At 32.5% G+C, this 21,228-nt stretch carries 17 protein-coding genes; 9 read left to right on the top strand and 8 right to left on the bottom strand.

Translation table 11 applies throughout. The features are described from left to right. Window positions 1-44: 44 nt before the first annotated feature. Window positions 45-2,291 (top strand): polyribonucleotide nucleotidyltransferase, encoded by a 2,247-nt coding sequence (gene pnp, locus ACFEL1_RS06960; RefSeq protein ID WP_375330893.1) that lies wholly within the window; start codon window positions 45-47, stop codon window positions 2,289-2,291. A 160-nt stretch (window positions 2,292-2,451) separates the two neighbouring features. After that, window positions 2,452-3,249, top strand: coding sequence for an N-acetylmuramoyl-L-alanine amidase (locus tag ACFEL1_RS06965; RefSeq protein ID WP_375330894.1), 798 nt, complete (start codon window positions 2,452-2,454; stop codon window positions 3,247-3,249). Between the two features lie 448 nt (window positions 3,250-3,697). Here ACFEL1_RS06965 and ACFEL1_RS06970 read toward each other — a convergent pair whose 3' ends face one another. After that, window positions 3,698-4,441 carry a lysophospholipid acyltransferase family protein gene (locus tag ACFEL1_RS06970; protein ID WP_341762076.1) on the bottom strand — a complete coding sequence of 248 codons (744 nt, stop codon included), beginning with the start codon at window positions 4,439-4,441 and terminating at the stop codon, window positions 3,698-3,700. Window positions 4,442-4,536: 95 nt separating this feature from the next. On the opposite strand from ACFEL1_RS06970, the gene trpS reads away from it, so the two are divergent. Beyond that, window positions 4,537-5,529 carry a tryptophan--tRNA ligase gene (gene trpS, locus ACFEL1_RS06975; protein WP_375330895.1) on the top strand — a complete coding sequence of 331 codons (993 nt, stop codon included), beginning with the start codon at window positions 4,537-4,539 and terminating at the stop codon, window positions 5,527-5,529. A gap of 251 nt (window positions 5,530-5,780) precedes the next feature. Here the strand turns inward: trpS and lpdA are convergent, their stop codons facing one another. The 5 genes from lpdA to ACFEL1_RS07000 all read right to left on the bottom strand — a co-directional run bounded on the left by lpdA (window position 5,781) and on the right by ACFEL1_RS07000 (window position 9,738). Next, window positions 5,781-7,178 (bottom strand): dihydrolipoyl dehydrogenase, encoded by a 1,398-nt coding sequence (gene lpdA, locus ACFEL1_RS06980; protein ID WP_375330896.1) that lies wholly within the window; start codon window positions 7,176-7,178, stop codon window positions 5,781-5,783. Between the two features lie 94 nt (window positions 7,179-7,272). Continuing rightward, the gene (locus ACFEL1_RS06985) at window positions 7,273-7,671 is read right to left on the bottom strand and encodes a PIN domain-containing protein (RefSeq protein WP_375330897.1); all 399 of its coding nucleotides are present in this window, start codon (window positions 7,669-7,671) and stop codon (window positions 7,273-7,275) included. Continuing rightward, on the bottom strand, window positions 7,658-7,900 hold the full coding sequence (locus tag ACFEL1_RS06990) for an AbrB/MazE/SpoVT family DNA-binding domain-containing protein (RefSeq protein ID WP_375330898.1): 243 nt from the start codon (window positions 7,898-7,900) through the stop codon (window positions 7,658-7,660). Before ACFEL1_RS06990 ends, ACFEL1_RS06985 begins: the two co-directional genes overlap by 14 nt. Before the next feature lie 303 nt (window positions 7,901-8,203). Next, window positions 8,204-8,950: a methyltransferase domain-containing protein gene (locus ACFEL1_RS06995; protein WP_410521704.1), complete on the bottom strand. Its 747-nt coding sequence runs from the start codon at window positions 8,948-8,950 to the stop codon at window positions 8,204-8,206. 62 nt (window positions 8,951-9,012) lie between these two features. Further along, complete coding sequence (locus ACFEL1_RS07000; protein WP_341762082.1) at window positions 9,013-9,738, bottom strand: lytic transglycosylase domain-containing protein; 726 nt, start codon at window positions 9,736-9,738, stop codon at window positions 9,013-9,015. Window positions 9,739-10,220: 482 nt separating this feature from the next. Here ACFEL1_RS07000 and ACFEL1_RS07005 point away from each other — a divergent pair, with 482 nt between their 5' ends. The 4 genes from ACFEL1_RS07005 to ligA all read left to right on the top strand — a co-directional run bounded on the left by ACFEL1_RS07005 (window position 10,221) and on the right by ligA (window position 17,124). Beyond that, window positions 10,221-11,723 (top strand): Npt1/Npt2 family nucleotide transporter, encoded by a 1,503-nt coding sequence (locus tag ACFEL1_RS07005; RefSeq protein WP_375330899.1) that lies wholly within the window; start codon window positions 10,221-10,223, stop codon window positions 11,721-11,723. Between the two features lies 1 nt (window position 11,724). Beyond that, a complete protein-coding gene (locus ACFEL1_RS07010; protein WP_375330900.1) occupies window positions 11,725-13,392 on the top strand; it encodes a hypothetical protein in 1,668 nt (555 codons plus the stop codon). A 273-nt stretch (window positions 13,393-13,665) separates the two neighbouring features. Further along, on the top strand, window positions 13,666-14,649 hold the full coding sequence (locus ACFEL1_RS07015; protein ID WP_375330901.1) for a polyprenyl synthetase family protein: 984 nt from the start codon (window positions 13,666-13,668) through the stop codon (window positions 14,647-14,649). A gap of 375 nt (window positions 14,650-15,024) precedes the next feature. Next, entirely contained in the window at window positions 15,025-17,124 is a 2,100-nt protein-coding gene (gene ligA, locus ACFEL1_RS07020; RefSeq protein WP_375330902.1) for an NAD-dependent DNA ligase LigA, read from the top strand. Here the strand turns inward: ligA and fmt are convergent. Continuing rightward, window positions 17,113-18,033: a methionyl-tRNA formyltransferase gene (gene fmt, locus ACFEL1_RS07025; protein ID WP_375330903.1), complete on the bottom strand. Its 921-nt coding sequence runs from the start codon at window positions 18,031-18,033 to the stop codon at window positions 17,113-17,115. The genes ligA and fmt overlap by 12 nt on opposite strands. Continuing rightward, window positions 18,030-18,557 (bottom strand): peptide deformylase, encoded by a 528-nt coding sequence (gene def, locus ACFEL1_RS07030; protein ID WP_375330904.1) that lies wholly within the window; start codon window positions 18,555-18,557, stop codon window positions 18,030-18,032. Before def ends, fmt begins: the two co-directional genes overlap by 4 nt. A gap of 966 nt (window positions 18,558-19,523) precedes the next feature. On the opposite strand from def, the gene ACFEL1_RS07035 reads away from it, so the two are divergent. Both ACFEL1_RS07035 and hpf read left to right on the top strand, forming a co-directional pair. Further along, window positions 19,524-19,883 carry a hypothetical protein gene (locus tag ACFEL1_RS07035; protein ID WP_375330905.1) on the top strand — a complete coding sequence of 120 codons (360 nt, stop codon included), beginning with the start codon at window positions 19,524-19,526 and terminating at the stop codon, window positions 19,881-19,883. 486 nt (window positions 19,884-20,369) lie between these two features. Continuing rightward, complete coding sequence (hpf, locus tag ACFEL1_RS07040) at window positions 20,370-20,954, top strand: ribosome hibernation-promoting factor, HPF/YfiA family (protein WP_342278817.1); 585 nt, start codon at window positions 20,370-20,372, stop codon at window positions 20,952-20,954. Window positions 20,955-21,228 lie beyond the last annotated feature (274 nt).

The raw sequence follows: 21,228 nt of genomic DNA on the forward strand, positions 1-21,228 counted from the left end.
AAAAATTTTAGCCGGGTTTTTTGTTCATTAAATAAGGAATAAGAATGTTTGAAGAAATAACTAAAACGATAGAATTAGGTGGGAAACTACTAGAATTAACTACTGGTAAAATTGCTCGTCAAGCTGATGGAGCAGTTATGGTAAAAATGGGAGGAAGTGTCTTATTATGTACTGCCGTGAGTAGCAAAGAAGTAAAAGAAGGGATAGGATTCTTTCCTCTTACTGTACACTACAAAGAAATGGCATTTGCTGCTGGTAAAATACCTGGAGGATTTTTTAAAAGAGAAGGTAAAGGGTCAGAAAAAGAAGTATTAGTCTCACGCTTGATCGACAGACCGATTAGGCCATTATTCCACCCAGCCTTTCTTAATGAAACGCAAGTAATCTGTACTGTTCTTTCATACGATCCTGAATGTAATACGGATATATTAGCAATTATCGGAGCATCGGCTGCATTGGCTTTGTCTAGCGCCCCCTATCAAGATATAGTAGCAGCTAGCAGAGTTGGCTTGATAAATGATCAATTCATATTAAACCCTTCATTTAGCCAATTAAAGACTAGTAAATTAGACTTAGTAGTGGCAGGCACTAAGACGTCAGTTATGATGGTTGAATCTGAAGCCGATCTATTGTCCGAAGAAAAAATGTTGGAAGCTATTGAGTTTGGTCACAAGGCATTACAGCCTGTAATTGAATTGATTAATGATTTAGTAAAAAGTGCTGGGAAACCTAAATTACAGCTTGCCGATTTATTCCCTACTAGCTTAAAGGAACAAATTAGAAGCATCGCATCAGAAGATATTCAGCATGCTTTTTCTATTAAATCAAAACAAGAAAGGGTCTTAGCGGTAAAACATGTTTCTGATATAATTAAGCGACATTTTGCCGAAGATATTGCTAATAATAATCTTACTAATGCTCAGGTTGAGTTCGCTCTTAAAGAAGTAGAATCAGAAATATTACGGCAAAACGTATTAAAGAGCAATATTCGTATCGATGGTAGAAAACCGGAAGATATAAGAAACATAGCTTGTGAAGTGGCTTTGTTGCCAAAAACACATGGTTCAAGCTTGTTTACTAGAGGGGAAACACAAAGTTTAGTAGTTGCAACACTAGGTACTGGTCAAGATGAACAAATTGTTGATAGTTTAGACGAGGAATATAAAGAGCGTTTTATGCTTAACTATATTTTCCCTCCTTATTCAGTAAGCGAAGCAACCCCAGTAAGAGCTCCTGGACGTAGAGAAATAGGGCATGGTAAACTAGCATGGAGAGCCATTAACCGCATGCTGCCAACTAAAGAACAATTCCCTTATTCTATTAGAGTAGTGTCAGAAATTACCTCCTGTAATGGTTCGTCATCTATGGCTACTATTTGTGGTAGTTCAATGGCTCTAATGGATGCTGGAGTACCCATCACAACTCCTATAGCAGGTATTGCTATGGGTTTGATAAAAGAAGGTGATAAGTTTGTAGTATTATCCGATATTATGGGGGATGAAGATCATCTTGGAGATATGGATTTTAAAGTGGCTGGTGGTAAACACGGCATAACCGCATTACAAATGGATATAAAAATATCTGGAGTAACGTTTGAAATAATGAAGCATGTTTTAGTTCAAGCAAAGCTTGGTCTTGTTCATATTTTACAAGAAATGGATAAGACTATTAATAAAACCAATAACCATATTAGCCAGTATGCACCTTGTATTCAAAGTTTTAAAATTGATAAAGATAAAATTAGAGACGTCATAGGACCGGGTGGCAAAGTAATACGCGAAATTTGTGATATGACATCGGCTAAAATTGACATAAGCGACGATGGCAATGTAACTGTTTCGACTATAGGCAAAGAGAAGCTAGATATGGCTGTCGAAAAAATTAAGTCAATTGCTTTTGACCCTGAAATTGGTGGCATATTCAATGGAACTGTTGTTAAAATATTAGACTCTGGAGCGTTTATCAATTATTTAGGTAATCGTGATGGATTTATACATATTAGTGAGATTTCAAAAGAACGTATTGAATCTGTATCTAGTGTTTTAAAACATGGAGATATAGTAAAAGTTAAACTTATTGGTTTTGACAATAAAGGCAAAGCAAAATTAACCATAAAAAATATCGATGCTAAAGTTACTCAGGACGTTATAACTAATCAAAAATCTGAGTCTTATAAAGATAACAGCGATAATAATGGTAATAAACGCGAATCTGCAAAGAAATGGCAAAATAACAAAACAGCCTCCTCTAATGAAGATGAAGTTGTAACTGAGCGTAAGTATTTCAACTGATTAAGGTATTGACTCAATAAAAATACAATGCTACAAATATTAAGTACTAGGTTGTTATATCTAGATATAACAACCTAGTGAGTATACACTAAACAATTTGGCTATATATTATTGTTCAGCGTAAATATAATTAGGTTAAAATTATTTAATGGAGGTCGTAATGAGTAAAAATAATGGTGTTAGCACTACTAATGATAGTAAATTTTTTGCACCTAGAGAACCGGGGGTAGAGCCAAGTTGTGTAGTACTAACCTATTCCGTTTGTAATACATTAAATTCTGCAATAGATACTATGCAATATAATGGAACAAGCGTACATTACATAATAGATAAAGAACCAAATGCTAAGAATGAGCAACAATATCAATACCATAATGATTCAAAAGAAAAAGCCTTTTATGCTGGAAAGAGTAGTTGGAAAGGGCAAGAAAAGGTTAATGACCTTGGCATAGGCATCATGTTTATTAATGATGCAAAAAGTGCTTTTACAGATTCTCAAATAACTAAAGTAATAAAATTACTTGAAGATATTAAAGTTAGATACCCAAATTGGGATAATAAGGACAATCTTGTAGGGCTGGGTGAAGTCGCTGAAAGGCACATAGCACCCGGAAAATTTTTCCCTTGGAAACAACTTGCAGATGCTGGGTTTGGTAAATTTATACCTACTACGAAAGAACAAGCAGAACACATATTAATACGAAAAGATGATGAAGGTCAAAAAGTCTCTCATGTTCAAACACAGTTAAAAGAGCATGGTTATGGTATTGAAGTTGATGGAAAATGTGGTGACAAAACCGCAACTTGGTTTGAAAAATTTAATACACGTTATGTTCCAGAGCAATCCCCTCCAAATGAATGGAGTGAGGCGAGTCAACTTGTTTTAGATGGACTTTACCCTAATCATGTAACTTTAGCAGGTGCTGTTGAGTTAGTAAGTGGCCTTGAACATGCTTAATCAGAATTGCTGTAATAAAAAAAGGTGTTCTTAGAGGACACCACCCCATAACTGTTGAAAGTTTACAAGTACCTATACCACAGCGTCTATTAGCGAGCGTAAGCGAAGCAATCTAGGAAACAATCTATAGATAAATGATGTTACTGGATTGCTTCGTCAACCTTACGGTTTCCTCGCTAATAGACGTATAGAGAAGCTGTGTTTACTAACTTTCAACAGTTGTGACCGTAGGTCGACGAAGCAATTGTAAGTTAAAAGTATCTATATGACAAGCTTCATGGATTGCCACGCTCACGTACGTTCGCTCGCAATGACGGTTTAAGCCTTACAATAGTGCTTCGCTAATAGACGGTTTTTAACTTTCAACAGTTGTGGGTGTCATCCCTGTTCCTTCGGAAGTATATTCTTCTGCTTGCTTGCCCCTCATTTTCAAATCCAATTCTTTAAATCATTTGAGTATACCAGCTTGTTCAAATAATATTTGCTTTTCGGTATTGATTACCTGTTCTATCTTGCTTGTCAATTCTCGAACATCAGATTGTTCTATTTCCTCTACAGGAATAACATTAATAATCTTTACTTGGATTACCCCTGGTTTCTTAATCCAAAAACCTTTTGGCCAGTATACCCCTGCGTTGTGAGCCATCATCACGATCGGTACTTTTGCTAGTGATGCTAATTTTACTGCACTAGGTTTAAATTTAGCATTTTGTTCTGGTCTAAATCTAGTAGATTCAGGAAAAATAACCAACCATAAACCATCTTTTATCTTTTCCTGTCCTTCTCTTAAAATTTGACTAACCGAGATATTAACATTACGGTCTACGGCAATTGGCTTAACCATTTGCAGACCCCAACCGAATAAGGGGATATTAAATAACTCTTTTTTTAATACCCAAGAATGTTCAGGTATAATTAATTGTATAAATACTTGTTCCCAACATGATTGGTGATTAGACAATACTAAAGAAGGAACAGAAGGTAATTTATCTAGACCAGAAACTTGGTATTTTAAACCACAAAAGATTCTAGCCAACCAAATAAATACATAGGAAAAAATAACTCCAATCCTATAACGTATATAATAGTTGACATTAAAAAATGTTACGGGTATGTAACATATAAGGAAGAATGTAATGGTAAATATAGCAAGTAATGCATAAAATGTTAATACTCTTAAACGCCAAAACATGGTTGGTTAATCTTAGTTGTTGATAATTAACGGGTACAATAGCATAAAATTACGTCTACATATAGATATAATTAGTAATTATTTGGGGAAATTAAATGAAAAAAACAGCTCTATCTGGAGTTCAAGTGACAGGGGCTTTGCATTTAGGAAACTATCTTGGTTCAATATCTAATTGGCTTAAGATTCAAGATGAGTACAATTGCTTATTCTTTTTAGCTGATTTGCATTCTATTACTATAGATCGCTTACCTCTTGAGCTAAACTCATCCATATTGCAAACTGTTGCTATGTATATAGCAACAGGACTTTTGCCGGAGAAAACCACTATATTTGCACAAAGTATGGTGAAGGAACATGCTGAACTTGCTTGGATATTAAATTGCGTTACCCCACTTGGTTGGCTTAAACGCATGACTCAGTTTAAAGACAAAGCTGGAAAAGACCAAGAAAGTGCTGGTTTAGGATTATTGTCTTATCCAGTATTAATGGCAGCTGATATATTATTATATAATGCTGATTGCGTCCCTGTTGGTGATGATCAAAAACAGCATTTAGAACTTACTAGAGATATTGCGGCTATTATTAATAGAAAGTTTAATCAAGAAGTTCTAAAATTACCTGAGCCATTAATTCAAAGCTCAGGAGCAAGAATAATGAGTTTAAAAGATGGTCGTAAAAAAATGAGTAAATCTGATCCATCTGATTTATCTCGTATTAATTTAAATGATAGCCGGGATCAAATTTACCAAAAAATTAAAAAAGCTAAAACAGATCATTTAGCTGAAATCAGTTATGATCGTCAAAATAGACCAGAAATCAGCAATTTAATTGACATTTATTGCAGTTTATCTGGTATTAATGTTGAGACAATAGTTGAACAATACCAAAATACTGGTTTTGCTAAATTTAAGGATGATCTAGCTGATATTATCATCACAACTCTGACTCCCATTAATATTCAATATATAGAGCTAATGAAAAACCAAGATTATCTAGTAACTACACTACATGAAGGAGCGGATAAAGCTAGAATTATTGCTTCTAAAACTCTTACTGAAATCAAAAAATTATTTGGTTTTGTTGTGTAAAAACCAATTTACCCCACAATTGTTGAAAGTTAAAAAATCGTCTATTAGCGAGAAGACCGTAGGTCGACGAAGCAATTGTATGACAAGCTTCATGGATTGCCACGCTCACGTACGTTCGCTCGCTAATAGACGCTTTAAGCCTTACAACAGTACTTCGCTAATAGACGATTTTTTAACTTTCAACAGTTATGGGGTAACATTGAAGGCGTAAGGGCAACATCTTTTTTACCATGTAAGCTAAAGTAAAAATCCTAAAAATTAATAGCCCTCTTATCTACAGCTAGAGCCGCCTCTTTTATAGCTTCACTTAGGGTAGGATGGGCATGGCAAGTTCTCGCTATATCTTCTGAAGAAGCACCAAATTCCATAAATGCTACAAGTTCTGCAATCATAGTTCCAGCGCAAGGTCCTATTATATGTGCCCCAAGTACTTTATCAGTTATGCTATCAGCTAATATCTTCACCATCCCATCAGTAGAACCTGTGCTTCTCGCCCGACTATTTGCCAAAAATGGAAATTTACCAACTTTGTAATCAATCTTGGCTTCTTTTAGTTGTTCTTCAGTTAAACCAACACTTGCTACTTCCGGCCAAGTATAAATTACACTTGGAATAAGATTATAATTAACATGACCAGCTAGACCCGCCATAATTTCGACGGCAGCGACAGCTTCTTCTTCTGCTTTATGAGCAAGCATAGGTCCTGCAATTACATCACCAACGGCATAAATATTAGGGATTATTGTTTGGAATTGGCTATTCACCGTAATTCTGTTTTGTTTGTCCGTTTGAATTGCTAATTTATCTAGACCTAAATTTGTTGTATGGGCTTTTCTGCCGACAGCTAATAAAACTATATCAACAGTAATTTGCTCTACTAAGGAAGCAGATGTTTGTTGTATATTTAAAGTAACTTTTCCTGCTTTTTTTTCAGCAGATAGTACTTTACTATTCAGTCGCAATTCAATGGATTGTTTTTGTAGGATTTTAGTAAATTGATTAATAATTTCTTTATCTAAAGCTGGGACAATGCTATCAGCATATTCAATAACCGTTACTTTAGAACCAAGCCTATTCCATACCGAACCAAGCTCTAAACCTATATAACCACCGCCAATTACTACCATAGTTTCTGGAACTTTAGGAAGGCTCAAAGCTCCCGTTGATGAAACTATATATTCCTCATCTACAACAATATTGGGTATTTCAATAATATCAGAGCCAGTAGCAATTAAAATATTCTTAGCCGAAATCGACTCAACTGTTTTACCGTTAGTAATTTCCACAAGATTGGCTGAAATAAACTTGGCACTTCCACTAAATTTAGTGATTTTATTTTTTATAAACAAACTTTCTATACCCTTGCATAAGTCTGACACTACTTGACTTTTTTTAGTCATCATTTTTTGTAAATCAAGTTTGGTTGAGGTCATAATACCAATATCAGCACAATGGTTTGATACCTCATTAAATTTTTCAGAAAAATTTAGTAATAGTTTTGAAGGAATACATCCAACATTTAGGCAAGTACCACCAAGCGTTGACCTTTTTTCTATGCATGCAACTTTCATACCCAGCTGTGCTGCTCTTATTGCCCCTGTATAACCAGCTGGACCACTACCAATTACTATTAAATCAAATTCTTGCATATATTTTCCCTTACTTATAATAATTAATGGTATTATAAACCATAAATATACGAACACTAATAGCTAATTTGAATTTAATTTAATTATTTTTTGATTATTTTATTGTAGTAAATATTGGCAGAGTTGATGCTTTATGGTCAAAAGTGAAACTAGTACTACAACCACTTAGTTCATTTAGTTTACCTATTAAAATATCAGCAAAATCTGTATTACAGTTCTCATATTCTCTAACAGTTAGCGATAAAGTTTTGTGATCCTCAAAGCGGAATTCTATAGTAGCAAATATTTCTTTTAGTACATTTATTATTTGGTTTTTTGAATATTTATAACCTCGCCCTAAAACCCAAATTATTTCACAAACTACTATGTTATTAATAAATATAGAATCACTAACACCTGAATATTGCTCAATTAGTTTTGTAGCTTTGCTACTCTGTACTTCGTCATCTTGGATCAAATAACGAATTAAAACATTAGTATCAATTCCGATCATATCCGCTCTTAATGGCTTCATTCATATCTTCGATACTTAATGGTGTTTTTGGTTTGGGTAGTATTCCTTTTAAATTTTTAACTGGCTTATTAATTAGCACTACTATAAAAGAGTCATCTTGCATAATGAACTCTAATTTACTACCAGAAGATAAGTGTAGCTTGTTTCTAATATATGATGGGATAGTAACTTGTCCCTTACTTGTAACTGTTGAACAGTGTGCTTTCATAAGATACCATAATTCCTCAATTTCGGATTAATTTCATTAATCCGAAATTGGAATGAGAAAGTAAACAATCAGGCTTAAAGCGGTTTGACGCCTGATTGTTAAATATTTCATTTGCTAATAATCTTATTTTAAAATAAGATTATTAGCGATAATAGATTAAAATGCATTCGTAGAAGCGCTTCAAGAATGCATTTTTCTGATATTCTAGCCAGTTTTGGATTAAAATTAAAAATTTTAATCCAAAACTGAGGTTTATAATAATGTAAGGAGAAAGTAAGAGCAAGCTATAAATACTTATTTTTCCTACTGTTTTAAATTACGAGTTATTTTTATACTATTCTTACTCGGAGAGGCAATGAAGCTGATTATATTAATTTGTTCGGTAAAAGTGTTAGTATCATTGCTTAGAATAGAAAGCATTTGCTTCGATATTATGTTATGAGAGTTTTTTAATAATGCTCCAGATTCTCCAATATTCTTTAGTTCTCTAATGAAATCTAAAGGGCTTTTATAGCTCAGCTGAATATTTTCATAATCAACGATAATTTCTGTGAATCCTGTCTGTCCTAGTAAAGGTGTTACGTGATCAAAATGGATGAAAGGGGAAACATGTTGGAAGTGAGGGCGACTTAATGCTATTTCAGCTTCAATGAATTTCATTCGTAGTTCTTTTAGGCTGTTACCACCGATAAAATTACCAATAAATAGACCATTTGGTTTTAAAATACGTTTTATCTGTAACAGAAAATTTTGTACATCATTGATCCAGTGTAGACCTAAGGAAAAAGTTATTAGGTCAAAACTAGCTGCTTTAAATGGTAAGTTTTCTTCATCAATTAGTAATTTGGGAGTATGGTCAAACGATTGTAACATAGCATTTGATGTACTAGCCGCTACAATTATAGCATAGTTATAGTTCTGCACTAATAGTTTAGTTAGTATACCAGTACGACATTCTAAATCTAAAATATCAGGAAATTCTTTATCAATAATATTTAGACGCTCAATAATATCGAATGCTGCATATTTAAAAAACGCACACTCAGCGATATTATCCACCACTTTGTCACGATTAGATTTTAACTTCTCACGATCAAATATAATTGTTACCTCTAGCTAGCTCTTGGTAATACTACCATAATATTACTCTTATATTTCCTAATATTACTTTCAAATGAAGCTCTCTGTTTATTCCTCAAAAGCATGTTTGTTGGCAGAGTAGGTGTATTATTATAATAATTGTACCCACTATACATGTTAATAGAGTTTTTATACAAATCCATATTGTTAGCAATTTTGATAACATCTTGTTTATATCTATAGCCAAACTCATGGGTGGCTGAATGGTAATGAGCAATTGCTTTGTGCCAACTACCTAACTGATCATATTTAGCTTTTAGGAATTTAGCAGCATAGGCGACATTTTTCTTAGGATTGAAAGCTTGATTTAAAGAGTTAAATGCATTTAAATGATGTTTTAAGTTGATTTGCATACATCCTACATCAATATTTTCTTTGCCTTGAATAATTTGTTTTTTTACAAATGATATTGCCTCTTTTTTAGTATTAAAATAATAGCCTTTACCTTCAATATTGACAGTCCAAGGCCAAACTACTTTAATTTTATATTCAGTATGTTTTTTGCCCGATTCTTTTAAAGCTATCGAGTGTAACGTATTAGGAGGAATTTTATGTATCTTTTCAAAGTAAGGAAACATCCTTGAGCATTTATGTGATTCAGCAATTTCTACGTCTATATTAGCATATGCCACATTAACATATAAATATAACGGAAAAAGAAACAATAAATATATGGCTAATATTGACCTAATGGACATAACATTATCATTTTACTTTATCTTTTACGCGAATTCGGGATAACAAGTTATCCCAAATTCGGCTGTATATATAGAAACAATCAGGTTTGAAGCGGTTCTACACCTGATTGTTAAAATATAATTTGCATTCAATAGATGATTTTAATAATTAAAATCATCTATTGAACGGTAAAAAAGTTAAAATGTACTCGCAGAACCGCTTCAAGAGTACATTTTTCTTTATATCACAGCTAATTCGGGATAAGAATTATAATTCTTATCCCGAATTAGGGTCTTTTGTAGCATATTAAAAATTTTCCTACAAGGCAAGTTATGTCTCGTTGTCCTATAATTTTGTCACATAAATATTTTGTTAATAGAAAAATATGTTTATTTTCATTGACTTTATTTGCATAGAGCTTTAAAAGGTTTAGTTCGACTTCCATTACGTATCTATGTTAAATAGATAGTGTTAGTTTTTAGGTAATTTTTTGTATAAAATAATGTTACCATTCAAAAGTATTTTTACTAAAATTCAGGAAATCATTTGGCCTATAGAAAGAGAGGAATTGAAACTTTTTTTGCCTATGGCATTAATGATGCTGTGTATTCTTTTTAATTTTGGAACACTTAGATCCGTTAAAGACGGATTGGTCATACCATCAATAGGAGCAGAAGTCATTAGTTTTCTAAAACTTTGGTTTGTTCTTCCTTCCTCTATATTATTTACTATAATATATGTAAAACTTAGTAATCACATACGTTTTGAATATATTTTTTATATAGTAATTTCGAGTTTTTTGCTTTTTTTCCTGATATTTGCTTATATCATTTACCCTAATCAGGACTTTTATCATCCAAATGCTGAGCAGGTAGAACATTTAGTATCATTGTATCCTAATTTTCGATGGTTTATCAAGATAATGGGTAAGTGGAGTTATGCTCTCATGTATATCTGTTCAGAATTATGGAGTGCAGTAATTATTAATCTAATGTTTTGGCAATTTGCTAATAATATTTTTGATACCAGTAAAGCGAAACGTTTCTATCCAATTTTAGGAATGGTAGGTAATGTTGGTTTGATTTTAGCTGGCAATGTATTAGTAGCTTTCTCAAATGTACGAGGGGTAGTCGATGCTCAAGTTATAATAAATGAAGATTTGCAATATAAGTCAGAACTAATGCTACAACCTGTTATTTCTATAATAGTGTTTGCCGGTATAATTTCCATGGTATTATTTAGGTTAATTAATTATTTTATTTTGAATGACAAGGTGCTAAAGGCTGATTTCCAAATAGTTCAAATACAGGCAAAAACTTCCTTATCGCTTATGGATAGTATAAGGTTGGTTATTAACTCAAAATATATTGGACGCATTGCTTTATTGATAATTTGTTATGCACTACTAATTAATATAGTAGAAGGTCCGTGGAAAGCTAAGGTAAGGGAGCTTAATCCCAATACGTTAGATTATATACATTTTATGGGTAGGTTTAATATTTGGATGGGAATTTCTAGCGTTACTTTTATGATAGTTGGTAGTAATGTGATTAGGAAATTTACTTGGTTAATTTCAGCATTATTAACACCCTTAATGCTTTTTATAACTGGCTTAATGTTTTTTATCTTTGTTATTTTCTCAGAATATATAAGTTTTGGTATAAAGGACTTTAATCCAATTTATGCGGCTGTAATTATCGGAGGAGTACAAAATATTCTAAGTAAATCAACTAAATATTCGTTATTTGATTCAACAAAGGAAATGGCATATATTCCTTTATCATTAGAACTTCGAACAAAAGGTAAAGCTGCTGTTGAGGTTATTGGTATTAAATTTGGTAAGTCCTTAGGAGCTTTTATCCAGTCTTTTATATTTATTATAGTGCCTACTGCCACATGTGATTCAATAGTAGTTTATTTACTAACAATTTTTATTATTATAGTTATTTTGTGGTTTTGGAATATAGTACAACTAAATCGTGAATATGTGAAGTTATGTAATTAGCATGCGAAAAACGTTAATATATATATCAGTTATAATTGCTGTAATCCTATTGATTTATACCATCTCATGGTTGGTAATTGTTACTTCTGTAGCTAATAAGATTAATGGGCAATATAGTAACCGTTATATCGCTGTTAATTCAATAGATAGTGAACAAAGATATTGCATTAAGTTTAATAAAGTTGCTCTCTATGGTTTTCCGTTTAAAATTGCCTTGCAAGTAATTGGTTGGCATGAAGAGGGAGAAAATAGTATAATTGAATTTAATTCCCCGATTTATATAGGTTATGATTTACTGAAACAGGCTTGCTTTGTTAGTTATTTTGGTAACGCAACAGGTCGCTATAAACCTATTGATTTGGGATTTGGTACAAGATTCGAAAGTGGTAATTATTCTTTTATAGCAAAAATTCCTTTAAGCTTTAAGTTACTTAAGATTTTTATACAAAAAAAAGATCCGTTTGAAATTATAAATTTTATAAAAGAATTGGAATTAACATCTGACAAGACAAAAATTTTTGATTTAGTTGACGGGCAAAAACTATATGATGAAGATCATACAATTATTTCATTTTCACTAGAAAAGAATAAATACTATACTGATATAGAAGATTTTAAAAATAATGTGCCACAAAAATTAAATATCGCTTATTCAACAAAAATATTAGAAAGTAATATTATAAACAGAAGAATACCAGCTGGTCTTTTATTATATAGATTTGCTTGGCCGATGCCTTTTAGTTTTGAAGGTAAGTTTTATATAAAAACTAATAAATCTTTATATAGTGAGTTTGCTAAAGATTTAGAAATAAAAATGATATCAAGCAAGTTCTCAAGTAGTATTCAAGAATCCTTGACTACTTTATTGTATCAAAGTAAAGTAGAAGAAGGTAGCAATGATAGTCATCTTAAGGTTGAATCAAAAATTGATTTGAAGCCAGGATTTTCCGATAATATATTGAATTCTATACAGTACTTATTGTCATATATATCGCTACTTCCTAATAGTTCATCTTTAATAGAAGAATTACAATATATTAACAGTAATAAAGATAAATTCAGCTTGACTGAGTTAGAGGATCATCAATATATTTTTGATTTAGATATAGATTTTCTTGCTAGAAAACAAGATATGATGAGAGCTCAAATAAATAATCTTAGTTTGTTTTCTAATAATACCGGATTTCGATTATCAAGCGAATGCAGGCTAGATGCATTTAGCAAATTTGATATTAAGGGACTTGTTGTCTTTAATAATTATTTAAAGGCAACGGATATTATAACCAATTATTTCTTTAACTTGGGTAGGTTTAAAACATTCTCAGAAGATAGTCGTATTGTATACAAAGAAGGTACGAAGTATTTTTTAAAAACCATATCAGATCATCCTGATTCTAACTCAGGTGACATAAGTTTTGAGTATAAATTAGATTCAAGTAATATAGAAAAAGGCAAAATAGGTTCCGTAGACTTTAATAAATTTTTGCCATTATATTATCTAGCATTATACAAAAAAGCCTCGGAAAAAATACATATTGGTGATAATGTAACAAAAAGGATACAAGAACTAGTACCTGATTTTAATGAGCATCATTCATTGTTAAAACAATTAATGATCCAGCCTTTTTTGGAGGTTGATAGTGATGTTTGGCAGGAAATCATAAAATAACCTCAGTTCTATATAAGAATTAATAATTTTTATATAGAACTGGCTTTGTTATAAGGAAAAATGCACTCTTGAAGTAGTTGACGCGGGTGCATTTTAACTTTTTTCATCATTCAATATGTGATTTTAATTATTAAAATCACATATTGAATGGAGTATTATATTTTAACAATCAGGTGTAGAACCGCTTCAAACCTGATTGTTTCTATATATAATACTGAATTCGATGTAACTTGTTACATCGAATTCAGGTTAAAATAGCATTAGAGATGTAAATTGGATACTATAAAAATAATACATAAAGATTTAGCAGTAGAACTGTCTAGCTTAAATAAACTTATTCTGACCCACTTAGCTGCCAAAGAACCACTAGTTGGCGTAGTAGGTAAATATTTATTGGAATTTGGTGGAAAGAGAATACGGCCATTACTAACAATTTTAACTAGTAAAATGTTTGGTTATGTCGGTGAAGATAATATAAAACTTGCTGGAGCTGTAGAATTTATTCATGCAGCAACTTTACTTCATGACGATGTAGTAGATGAAAGTACAATGAGAAGATCCAAACCTACTGCTAACGTTGTTTGGGGGAGTAAGGCTAGTATTCTAGTTGGAGATTTTTTATTTAGTCAATCATTTCAGCTAATGGTAGATACCAAATCTGTTAAAGCTATGAAATCTTTATCAAGAGCTTCAGCAATTATATCAGAAGGTGAAGTTTCTCAGCTTGTGAAATTGAATCAGCGGAGAATTATTGACGAAACAGAATATAATGAAATAATTATGGCTAAAACGGCAGAGTTATTTGGAGTATCTTGTGAAGTAGGAGCAATTATTTCTAGTCAATCTAACGAGATTTGTGAAAATTTACAAAAATTTGGTAGATATTTAGGAAATATTTTCCAAATTATTGATGATTTATTTGATTATTTAGGAAATAGTCATGATATGGGCAAGAATATAGGTGATGATTTTTTAGAAGGAAAAATAACTCTACCCCTAATCTTTTTATATAAGAAGCTTGATGATACCGGGCAATTAACAGTTCAGAAAATGATTAAGGCGGATAATAGATCTGAGAGTGAATTTGAGATAATACGAAGTTTGATGATACAACATGGTATTAAGCAACAAATTATCGACCATCTAGCAAACATTAAGAATGAGGCTAGTAATTTATTGGAGCAAATCCCTATACAGAATATTTATAAAGATCATTTAGCTTCTTTACTTGAGTTTACGTTAAATAGGTCTTATTAACATCAGTTTTGGATTAAAATTAAAAATTTTAATCCAAAACTGGTTATAATATCAGAAAAATGCATTCTTGAAGCGGTTCTACGAATGCATTTTAATCTATTATCGCTAATAATCTTATTTTTATTGGTATAAAAATAAGATTATTAGCAAATGAAATATTTAACAATCAGGCGTCAAACCGCTTTAAGCCTGATTGTTTACATTCTCATTCCAATTTCGGATTAATGAAATTAATCCGAAATTGAGGTTATTAGGTTATGTTGCCAAGATTTATGCGATAATAATAATTTAACCTGAGTTCGATACAACATTACCGTACCTCATACGTCATACCTAGTTACAATTAAATCTGATCTTCAAACTTTTACGATTAATATGCAAAATATTCCAACCAATATTGAACATCTTTCTGAATCAGAGGTAGAAAACTTACTAAAACAACTGGCAAGTGAGATAGAAAAATATAATAAAGCATATCACCAAGAAGATACTCCTCTGATTTCTGATGCTGAATATGATCAATTATTTAATTTAAATCTTGAACTTGAAAAAAAATTTCCTCATCTTGTGCTGGCAAATAGTCCAACTAAACAAATCGGTAGCCTAGCTGCAGAGAAATTTTCTAAAGTAAAACATATAAATCCAATGTTTTCTCTTAGTAATGCATTTGATAATGAGGATGTATCAGAATTTATAAATAGAATAAAGAATTTCTTACGTCTTGATAGTTTTCAACCTATCTTTTGTGAACCTAAAATAGATGGTCTATCTTTTTCTGCTACCTATAAGAATGGCATACTCACCACTGCTGCGACAAGAGGTGATGGTTTTATTGGAGAAGATATAACTGAAAATATTAAGACTATCAAGCATTTCCCTCATTCAATAGTATCAAGACCCGAAATTTTGGAAGTACGAGGTGAGGTCTATATTAATAAAAATGATTTCCTATTATTAAACCAAGCACAGGAATTATCTGGGAAAGATAAGTTTGCAAATCCACGTAATGCTGCTGCCGGATCATTAAGGCAGTTAGATCCAAACATTACAGCAAGTAGACCACTACAATATTTTGTTTATGCTGTAGGAAGTAGTAGTAGCAAAATAGCTGATTCTCAAGATGCTTTATTACATAAACTGAAAGAGCTAGGATTTATTGTTAATAATATAGGAAAATTAGCGTATTCTGAAGATGATCTGAAATTTTTCTACGAATATTTGAGTTCATCTAGAGAACAATTGCCTTATGAAATTGATGGCGTTGTGTATAAGTTAAATGATTTTGCTCTGCAGCAAAGAATGGGGTTTATTGCAAGAAGTCCAAGATTTGCTATTGCTCATAAATTCCCTGCAATAGTTGGTCAAACTAAACTAATTAATATTACTCTACAAGTGGGTAGGACAGGTGTGTTAACGCCTGTTGCTGAGTTAGAGCCGCTTTCTATTGGGGGAGTTAGGGTATCAAGAGCTACATTACATAATTATCAGGAAATCATAAGGAAAGATATAAGGATTAATGATTATGTGTTTTTGCAGAGGGCAGGTGATGTCATACCTCAAATTACTGCCGTAGATTTTACTCGACGTTCTAGTGAATCACAAAAAATCGATATACCAAAACTTTGTCCATCTTGTGGTTCTAATTTACATTATAATCAAGAGACAATAATAATTCGTTGTGATAATGGGTTAAATTGCCCTGCTCAGAATTATGAACGAATTTGTCATTTTAGCTCTAAAAATGCTTTAGATATAGACGGTTTAGGAAAAAAGCAAATAGAATTTCTGCTGAAAGAGTCTTTAATAAAAAATCCAGTGGATATTTTTTATTTGCAAAATAATAATGAAAAAAGCTTAGTCAAACTTGAAAATATGATAGGATGGGGGCGAAGATCTGTAGAAAACTTATTCGCAAACATCGACAAAGCTAAAAATGTTTCCTTAAACAGATTCATTTATTCCTTAGGAATTAGGCATATTGGCGAACAAAATGCCAAATTACTTGCTCGAGAATTTCAGAATTATGGTAATTTTATAGAAGCTATGGAATCTTTATTAAAGGGTGATCAGCCTATGTACCAAAGGTTAAATGATCTAGAAGGAATAGGAGATAAAATTTTGGAGGATATTATCGACTTCTTTGATATTAAAGAAAATCTACAAATTATTCATCAGCTAAGTAAAATTTTAGAAATTCAAGACTATAGTGGTCAAACCCTTAAAACCGCATTAACTGGCAAAGTTGTGGTATTTACCGGTTCTCTACTCACTCTTTCAAGAGCAGAAGCAAAATCTCAGGCAGAGAAGTTAGGAGCTAAAGTAAGTAGTAGTGTTTCGTCTGCTACTGCTTTAGTGGTAGCGGGTAGCGATGCCGGTAGTAAACTCAGAAAAGCTAAGGAGCTTGGAATTAAAATTATTGATGAAGACGAGTGGTTGGAGTTAGTATATACTAATTCTCCCACATCAATCCAATAAAGTACCTAGGGGGATTTGTACTCCACGTATAAATTCTTCAACGTTTAAAGCTTTTCTTCCTTCTTGCTGTAATTTTTTGATAATCAAAGTACCCTTACCACAAGCTATCTCTAAGACACTATTATTAACCACAGTACCAAGCGGCAATTTAACATCCAAATCATTATAATACGCTTCTAGGATCTTTATAACTTTACCTCTATATTCAAAATATATTCCAGGCCATGGATTCATACCGCGAATTCTACAATCTATTTTGTAAGCAGTCTCATACCAATCGATCTTTCCTTCTTCTTTCTTGAGTTTATGAGCATAAGTTACTCCATCTTTATCTTGGACAATCCTTGGTAAGTTATCAATATTATCTAAAGTTTTAACCAATAAATCAGCCCCTATTTCTGCACATTGGTCATGCAAAATTGGTAAAGTTATTCTAGGAGAGAGTGAAAACGAATGCTGCAATATAATATCACCAGTATCTAGGTCCTCATCCATCTGCATTATGCATACAGAAGTTTCAGGGTCTCCCTCTATAATAGTACGCTGCAATGGGGCCGCTCCCCTATGACGTGGTAAACTTGAGGGATGGATATTAAGACATCCATATTTTTTGGCTTGTAGGATAGCTTGTGGTATCAAAAACCCATAAGCAACTACTACTATTATATCTGCATCAATTGAATTAATTAAATTGGTTATTTCTTCGGTTCTCAAGGTTTTAGGGGTATAAGTTGGAATATCATATTTTGATGCCAAACTATGGATAGGTGATGCTACCTCATTTAGTCCCCTTCCTTTAGATTTTGCAGCTTGAGTGAATACGGCAACCACTTGGTGATCTTTGCTGTTAATTAAACTTTTAAGAGTAGGTACAGCAAATTCTGGCGTACCCATAAAAATTACTTTCACAAAATATTATTTTTTAGCTTTTTTAATTTACGTAATGCTACGTCCTTTTTCATATCACTTAAATAATCAATTAGTAGCCTACCATCTAAATGATCCATTTCATGTTGAATAACCCTAGCAAGCCAACCATCAGCTTTTAATTCTTGCTGGATATTATTATAATCTAAGAATCTTATAGTTATAGACTCAGACCTTGCTACCTCGACCTGTTGCTCCGGTAAAGATAAACACCCTTCTACTGCCACAACTAATTCTTTAGATTTGTCTATTATCTTCGGGTCAGCGATAAATAATGGATAGAAACCAACGGGTCTTTCTGTATCATCATTATTCTGCAAATCAACTACCAATATACGTTTAGCTATTCCAATCTGAATGGCAGCTAACCCCACACCATGATCATGATACATAGTTTCAACCATGTCATCCATCAACTTTCTTATAGTATCATCGATTATACTTACTGGCAAAGATTTTTGTTTTAATCTTGAATCTGGAGCAGTAACAATAGGTAACACAGACATAGTACTTTAAAACCATAAATTATTTATAATTTTCTGCTTTGAAGAATTGTTTTTTGAAAATATCAGGAACTCGCGTGATAAATGTATACCTAGTTCCATAGTACCCTACATTTTTTATATAACCACTATTAAAATGGCTGCTGTTCGTCTATTAGCGAGGAGTCGCTGAAAGCGGCGACGCGGCAATCCAGGATACGCGAAGCGTACTAGAAAAAACAGCTTCGCTGTTTACCTAGATCGCCACGGCATCTAAAGATGCCTCGCGATGACGATTATAGAAAAATGTAGGGTACTATGACCTAGTTCGCTTGTCCCTCATTTTCAAATCCAATTCGTAGGATCATTCGAATATACCAAAACATTTATATTGTACCACAAAATAACCAATGAGTCTAGTGTGAGCTATTTGCTAGCGAACGAAAAAAAGATGTGGGTAATAGTAATAGCATTTCCCAAAACTAAATTGCTACTCGGAGTACGAGTGTCGGCTACCTTCGCGTACATACTAGTATGTGAGGAGCGGAGATCATGAAGTACGACGACGTGATGATTAGTTTTCGGAAATGGTATAAGCTATGCAGGGCTGATATCCACAACTGTTGAAAGTTAGTAAATACAGCTTCCTATACGTCATGAGCTACGGAGGCTGTAAGGCCGACGAAGCAATCCAGTAACATCATTTATCTATAGATTGTTTCCTAGATTGCTTCGCTTATGCTCACTAATAGACGCTGTGGTATAGGTATTTGTAAACTTTCAACAGTTGTGGGCTGATATCCGCCTAATGGGGATGATTACTTGAGCCTAGTATTAACTTGTTGCATCGAATACAGGTTAAATTATTAAGAAAGTTTAAAATATTTACACTTTTTTACCCTGAAACTATTAGTACACGCATAAAAATCATTATACTTCTTAGGTTCTGCACGCAGAACTTAATTAAAATCAATATATGGTAATAAATTTATGGTTAACAAAGTAAATATATATAATGTTATTAAATTCCAATCCCCATTTGAACGTCTTAAATCATACACTAATTCACCTGATGTTATCTTACGTAAAGCTATTATTACTCAGGCAATTATTGATGCAACCAATATATCAAAATTCCGCACAGCAAAAAAGCTAGAACAAGAAGCAAAATTATGGATTTTTGGTGGTAGTGAATCTTTTAAAGAAACTTGTCTAGAAGGTGGGATTGAGCCATCTTTTGTAGTAAGAGTAACCAAAGCAATTATAAAGCTACATAATAATAAATCTAGGCTTAGAAAGTCATCACAACAAAACTCAGTAGATAGTAAAAACAAAAAAAACATTATTTAGAACAAAATTATAACCTTATTTAAGTTAGCTATAAAATGTTACAATTTAGGTAAAATTACGGTCAAAGAATCGCTTTTTAACTGAAAAATACTTTAAAAGAACAATTTGAAGTAAGCGTTATAAGCTTATATTTTATCTAAAGCAATTATCAAGTCATTATAAAAATTTCAAAATAATGGCTTGAAATTCACATGATTATACATTAGTTGTATAGATAGGTAGTTATGCGAATTAGGGATAAGAATTTGTTAATTCTTATATACTCTTCTGCTCCTACGAATTGTTTTTTGAAAATATCATGGATTCGCATGCGTAACTATACTATATGTACGCTACGCCTGCTCACTATTCATTTTCAAATCCAATTCGTAGGATCATTTGAGTATCCCAAATTCGGTGAAATTATCGAAACAATCAGATTTGAGATGACTCTGCATCTGATTATTACATATAATATTTGACTTAACTAAATATAAAGGGGATTTTATGCAAATATCAGTATCAGGTCAACATATTTCTATCGGGAATTCTTTGCAAGACTACGTAAGAAACCGTACTATGCAGGTGTCAGAAAAGTATTTTTGTGATGTAATAATTAGTGCAAATGTGCATTTTTCTAAACAAGGATTCCAATTGGTTTGTGATATTGTCGTGAATGATGGTACAGGCAGACATATGATATTGAAAGGTAACGCTGCTTCAGATGACATATATTCAGCGTTTGATATTGCTCTTGCTAGACTTGAAAAGCAGCTTAGAAAGTATAAATCTAAGCTCAAGGATCGTCATGATAGAGTTAAAATATCCGAAGTAACATCTAAAGCAGTTAAATATACTATAACACCTCATCAATATGAACATGAAGACGAAGATAATGTGGCAGCATATGATAATCCTGTAATTATAGCAGAAAAATCTGTAGAAATATTAACTCTATCAGTAAGTGGAGCAGTGATGAAAATGGATATGGAGAACCTTCCTGCTTTAATGTTTCAAAATAGTCATACTAATCGCATGAATGTAGTTTATTATCGTCGGGATGGGAATATATCTTGGATAGATTCCAAATAAATTTTTGCTGTTTATATACTCGATGAAAATCAAAAATTGCCTTGTCGTCTTGGCACATATGTGTCAACTTAAGAGCGTAATGATTGAGCATGTATAAGTAAATCAAACCTAAACGTCATTGCAAGAAGCCGCTGCAAGCGGCGACGCGGCAATCTAAGATACGCGAAGCGTTACTCTAAAAAACAGCTTTGCTGTTTATCTAGATCGCCACGGCATCTAACGATGCCTCGCGATGACGGCTGAGTTTAATTTGTTTATACATGCTCAATCATTA

This window comes from Candidatus Tisiphia endosymbiont of Oplodontha viridula (assembly GCF_964264865.1).
GTDB lineage: Bacteria > Pseudomonadota > Alphaproteobacteria > Rickettsiales > Rickettsiaceae > Tisiphia.

Excerpts from the sequence above, each read along its gene's own strand:
- lpdA (WP_375330896.1), bottom strand. The coding sequence starts at position 7,178 with ATGCAAGAATTTGATTTAATAGTAATTGGTAGTGGTCCAGCTGGTTAT.
- hpf (WP_342278817.1), top strand. The coding sequence starts at position 20,370 with ATGCAAATATCAGTATCAGGTCAACATATTTCTATCGGGAATTCTTTG.
- ACFEL1_RS06965 (WP_375330894.1), top strand. The coding sequence starts at position 2,452 with ATGAGTAAAAATAATGGTGTTAGCACTACTAATGATAGTAAATTTTTT.
- def (WP_375330904.1), bottom strand. The coding sequence starts at position 18,557 with ATGTCTGTGTTACCTATTGTTACTGCTCCAGATTCAAGATTAAAACAA.
- ACFEL1_RS07010 (WP_375330900.1), top strand. The coding sequence starts at position 11,725 with ATGCGAAAAACGTTAATATATATATCAGTTATAATTGCTGTAATCCTA.
- ACFEL1_RS07000 (WP_341762082.1), bottom strand. The coding sequence starts at position 9,738 with ATGTCCATTAGGTCAATATTAGCCATATATTTATTGTTTCTTTTTCCG.
- ACFEL1_RS06990 (WP_375330898.1), bottom strand. The coding sequence starts at position 7,900 with ATGAAAGCACACTGTTCAACAGTTACAAGTAAGGGACAAGTTACTATC.
- ACFEL1_RS06970 (WP_341762076.1), bottom strand. The coding sequence starts at position 4,441 with ATGTTTTGGCGTTTAAGAGTATTAACATTTTATGCATTACTTGCTATA.
- ACFEL1_RS06985 (WP_375330897.1), bottom strand. The coding sequence starts at position 7,671 with ATGATCGGAATTGATACTAATGTTTTAATTCGTTATTTGATCCAAGAT.
- pnp (WP_375330893.1), top strand. The coding sequence starts at position 45 with ATGTTTGAAGAAATAACTAAAACGATAGAATTAGGTGGGAAACTACTA.
- ligA (WP_375330902.1), top strand. The coding sequence starts at position 15,025 with ATGCAAAATATTCCAACCAATATTGAACATCTTTCTGAATCAGAGGTA.
- trpS (WP_375330895.1), top strand. The coding sequence starts at position 4,537 with ATGAAAAAAACAGCTCTATCTGGAGTTCAAGTGACAGGGGCTTTGCAT.
- ACFEL1_RS07005 (WP_375330899.1), top strand. The coding sequence starts at position 10,221 with ATGTTACCATTCAAAAGTATTTTTACTAAAATTCAGGAAATCATTTGG.
- ACFEL1_RS07035 (WP_375330905.1), top strand. The coding sequence starts at position 19,524 with ATGGTTAACAAAGTAAATATATATAATGTTATTAAATTCCAATCCCCA.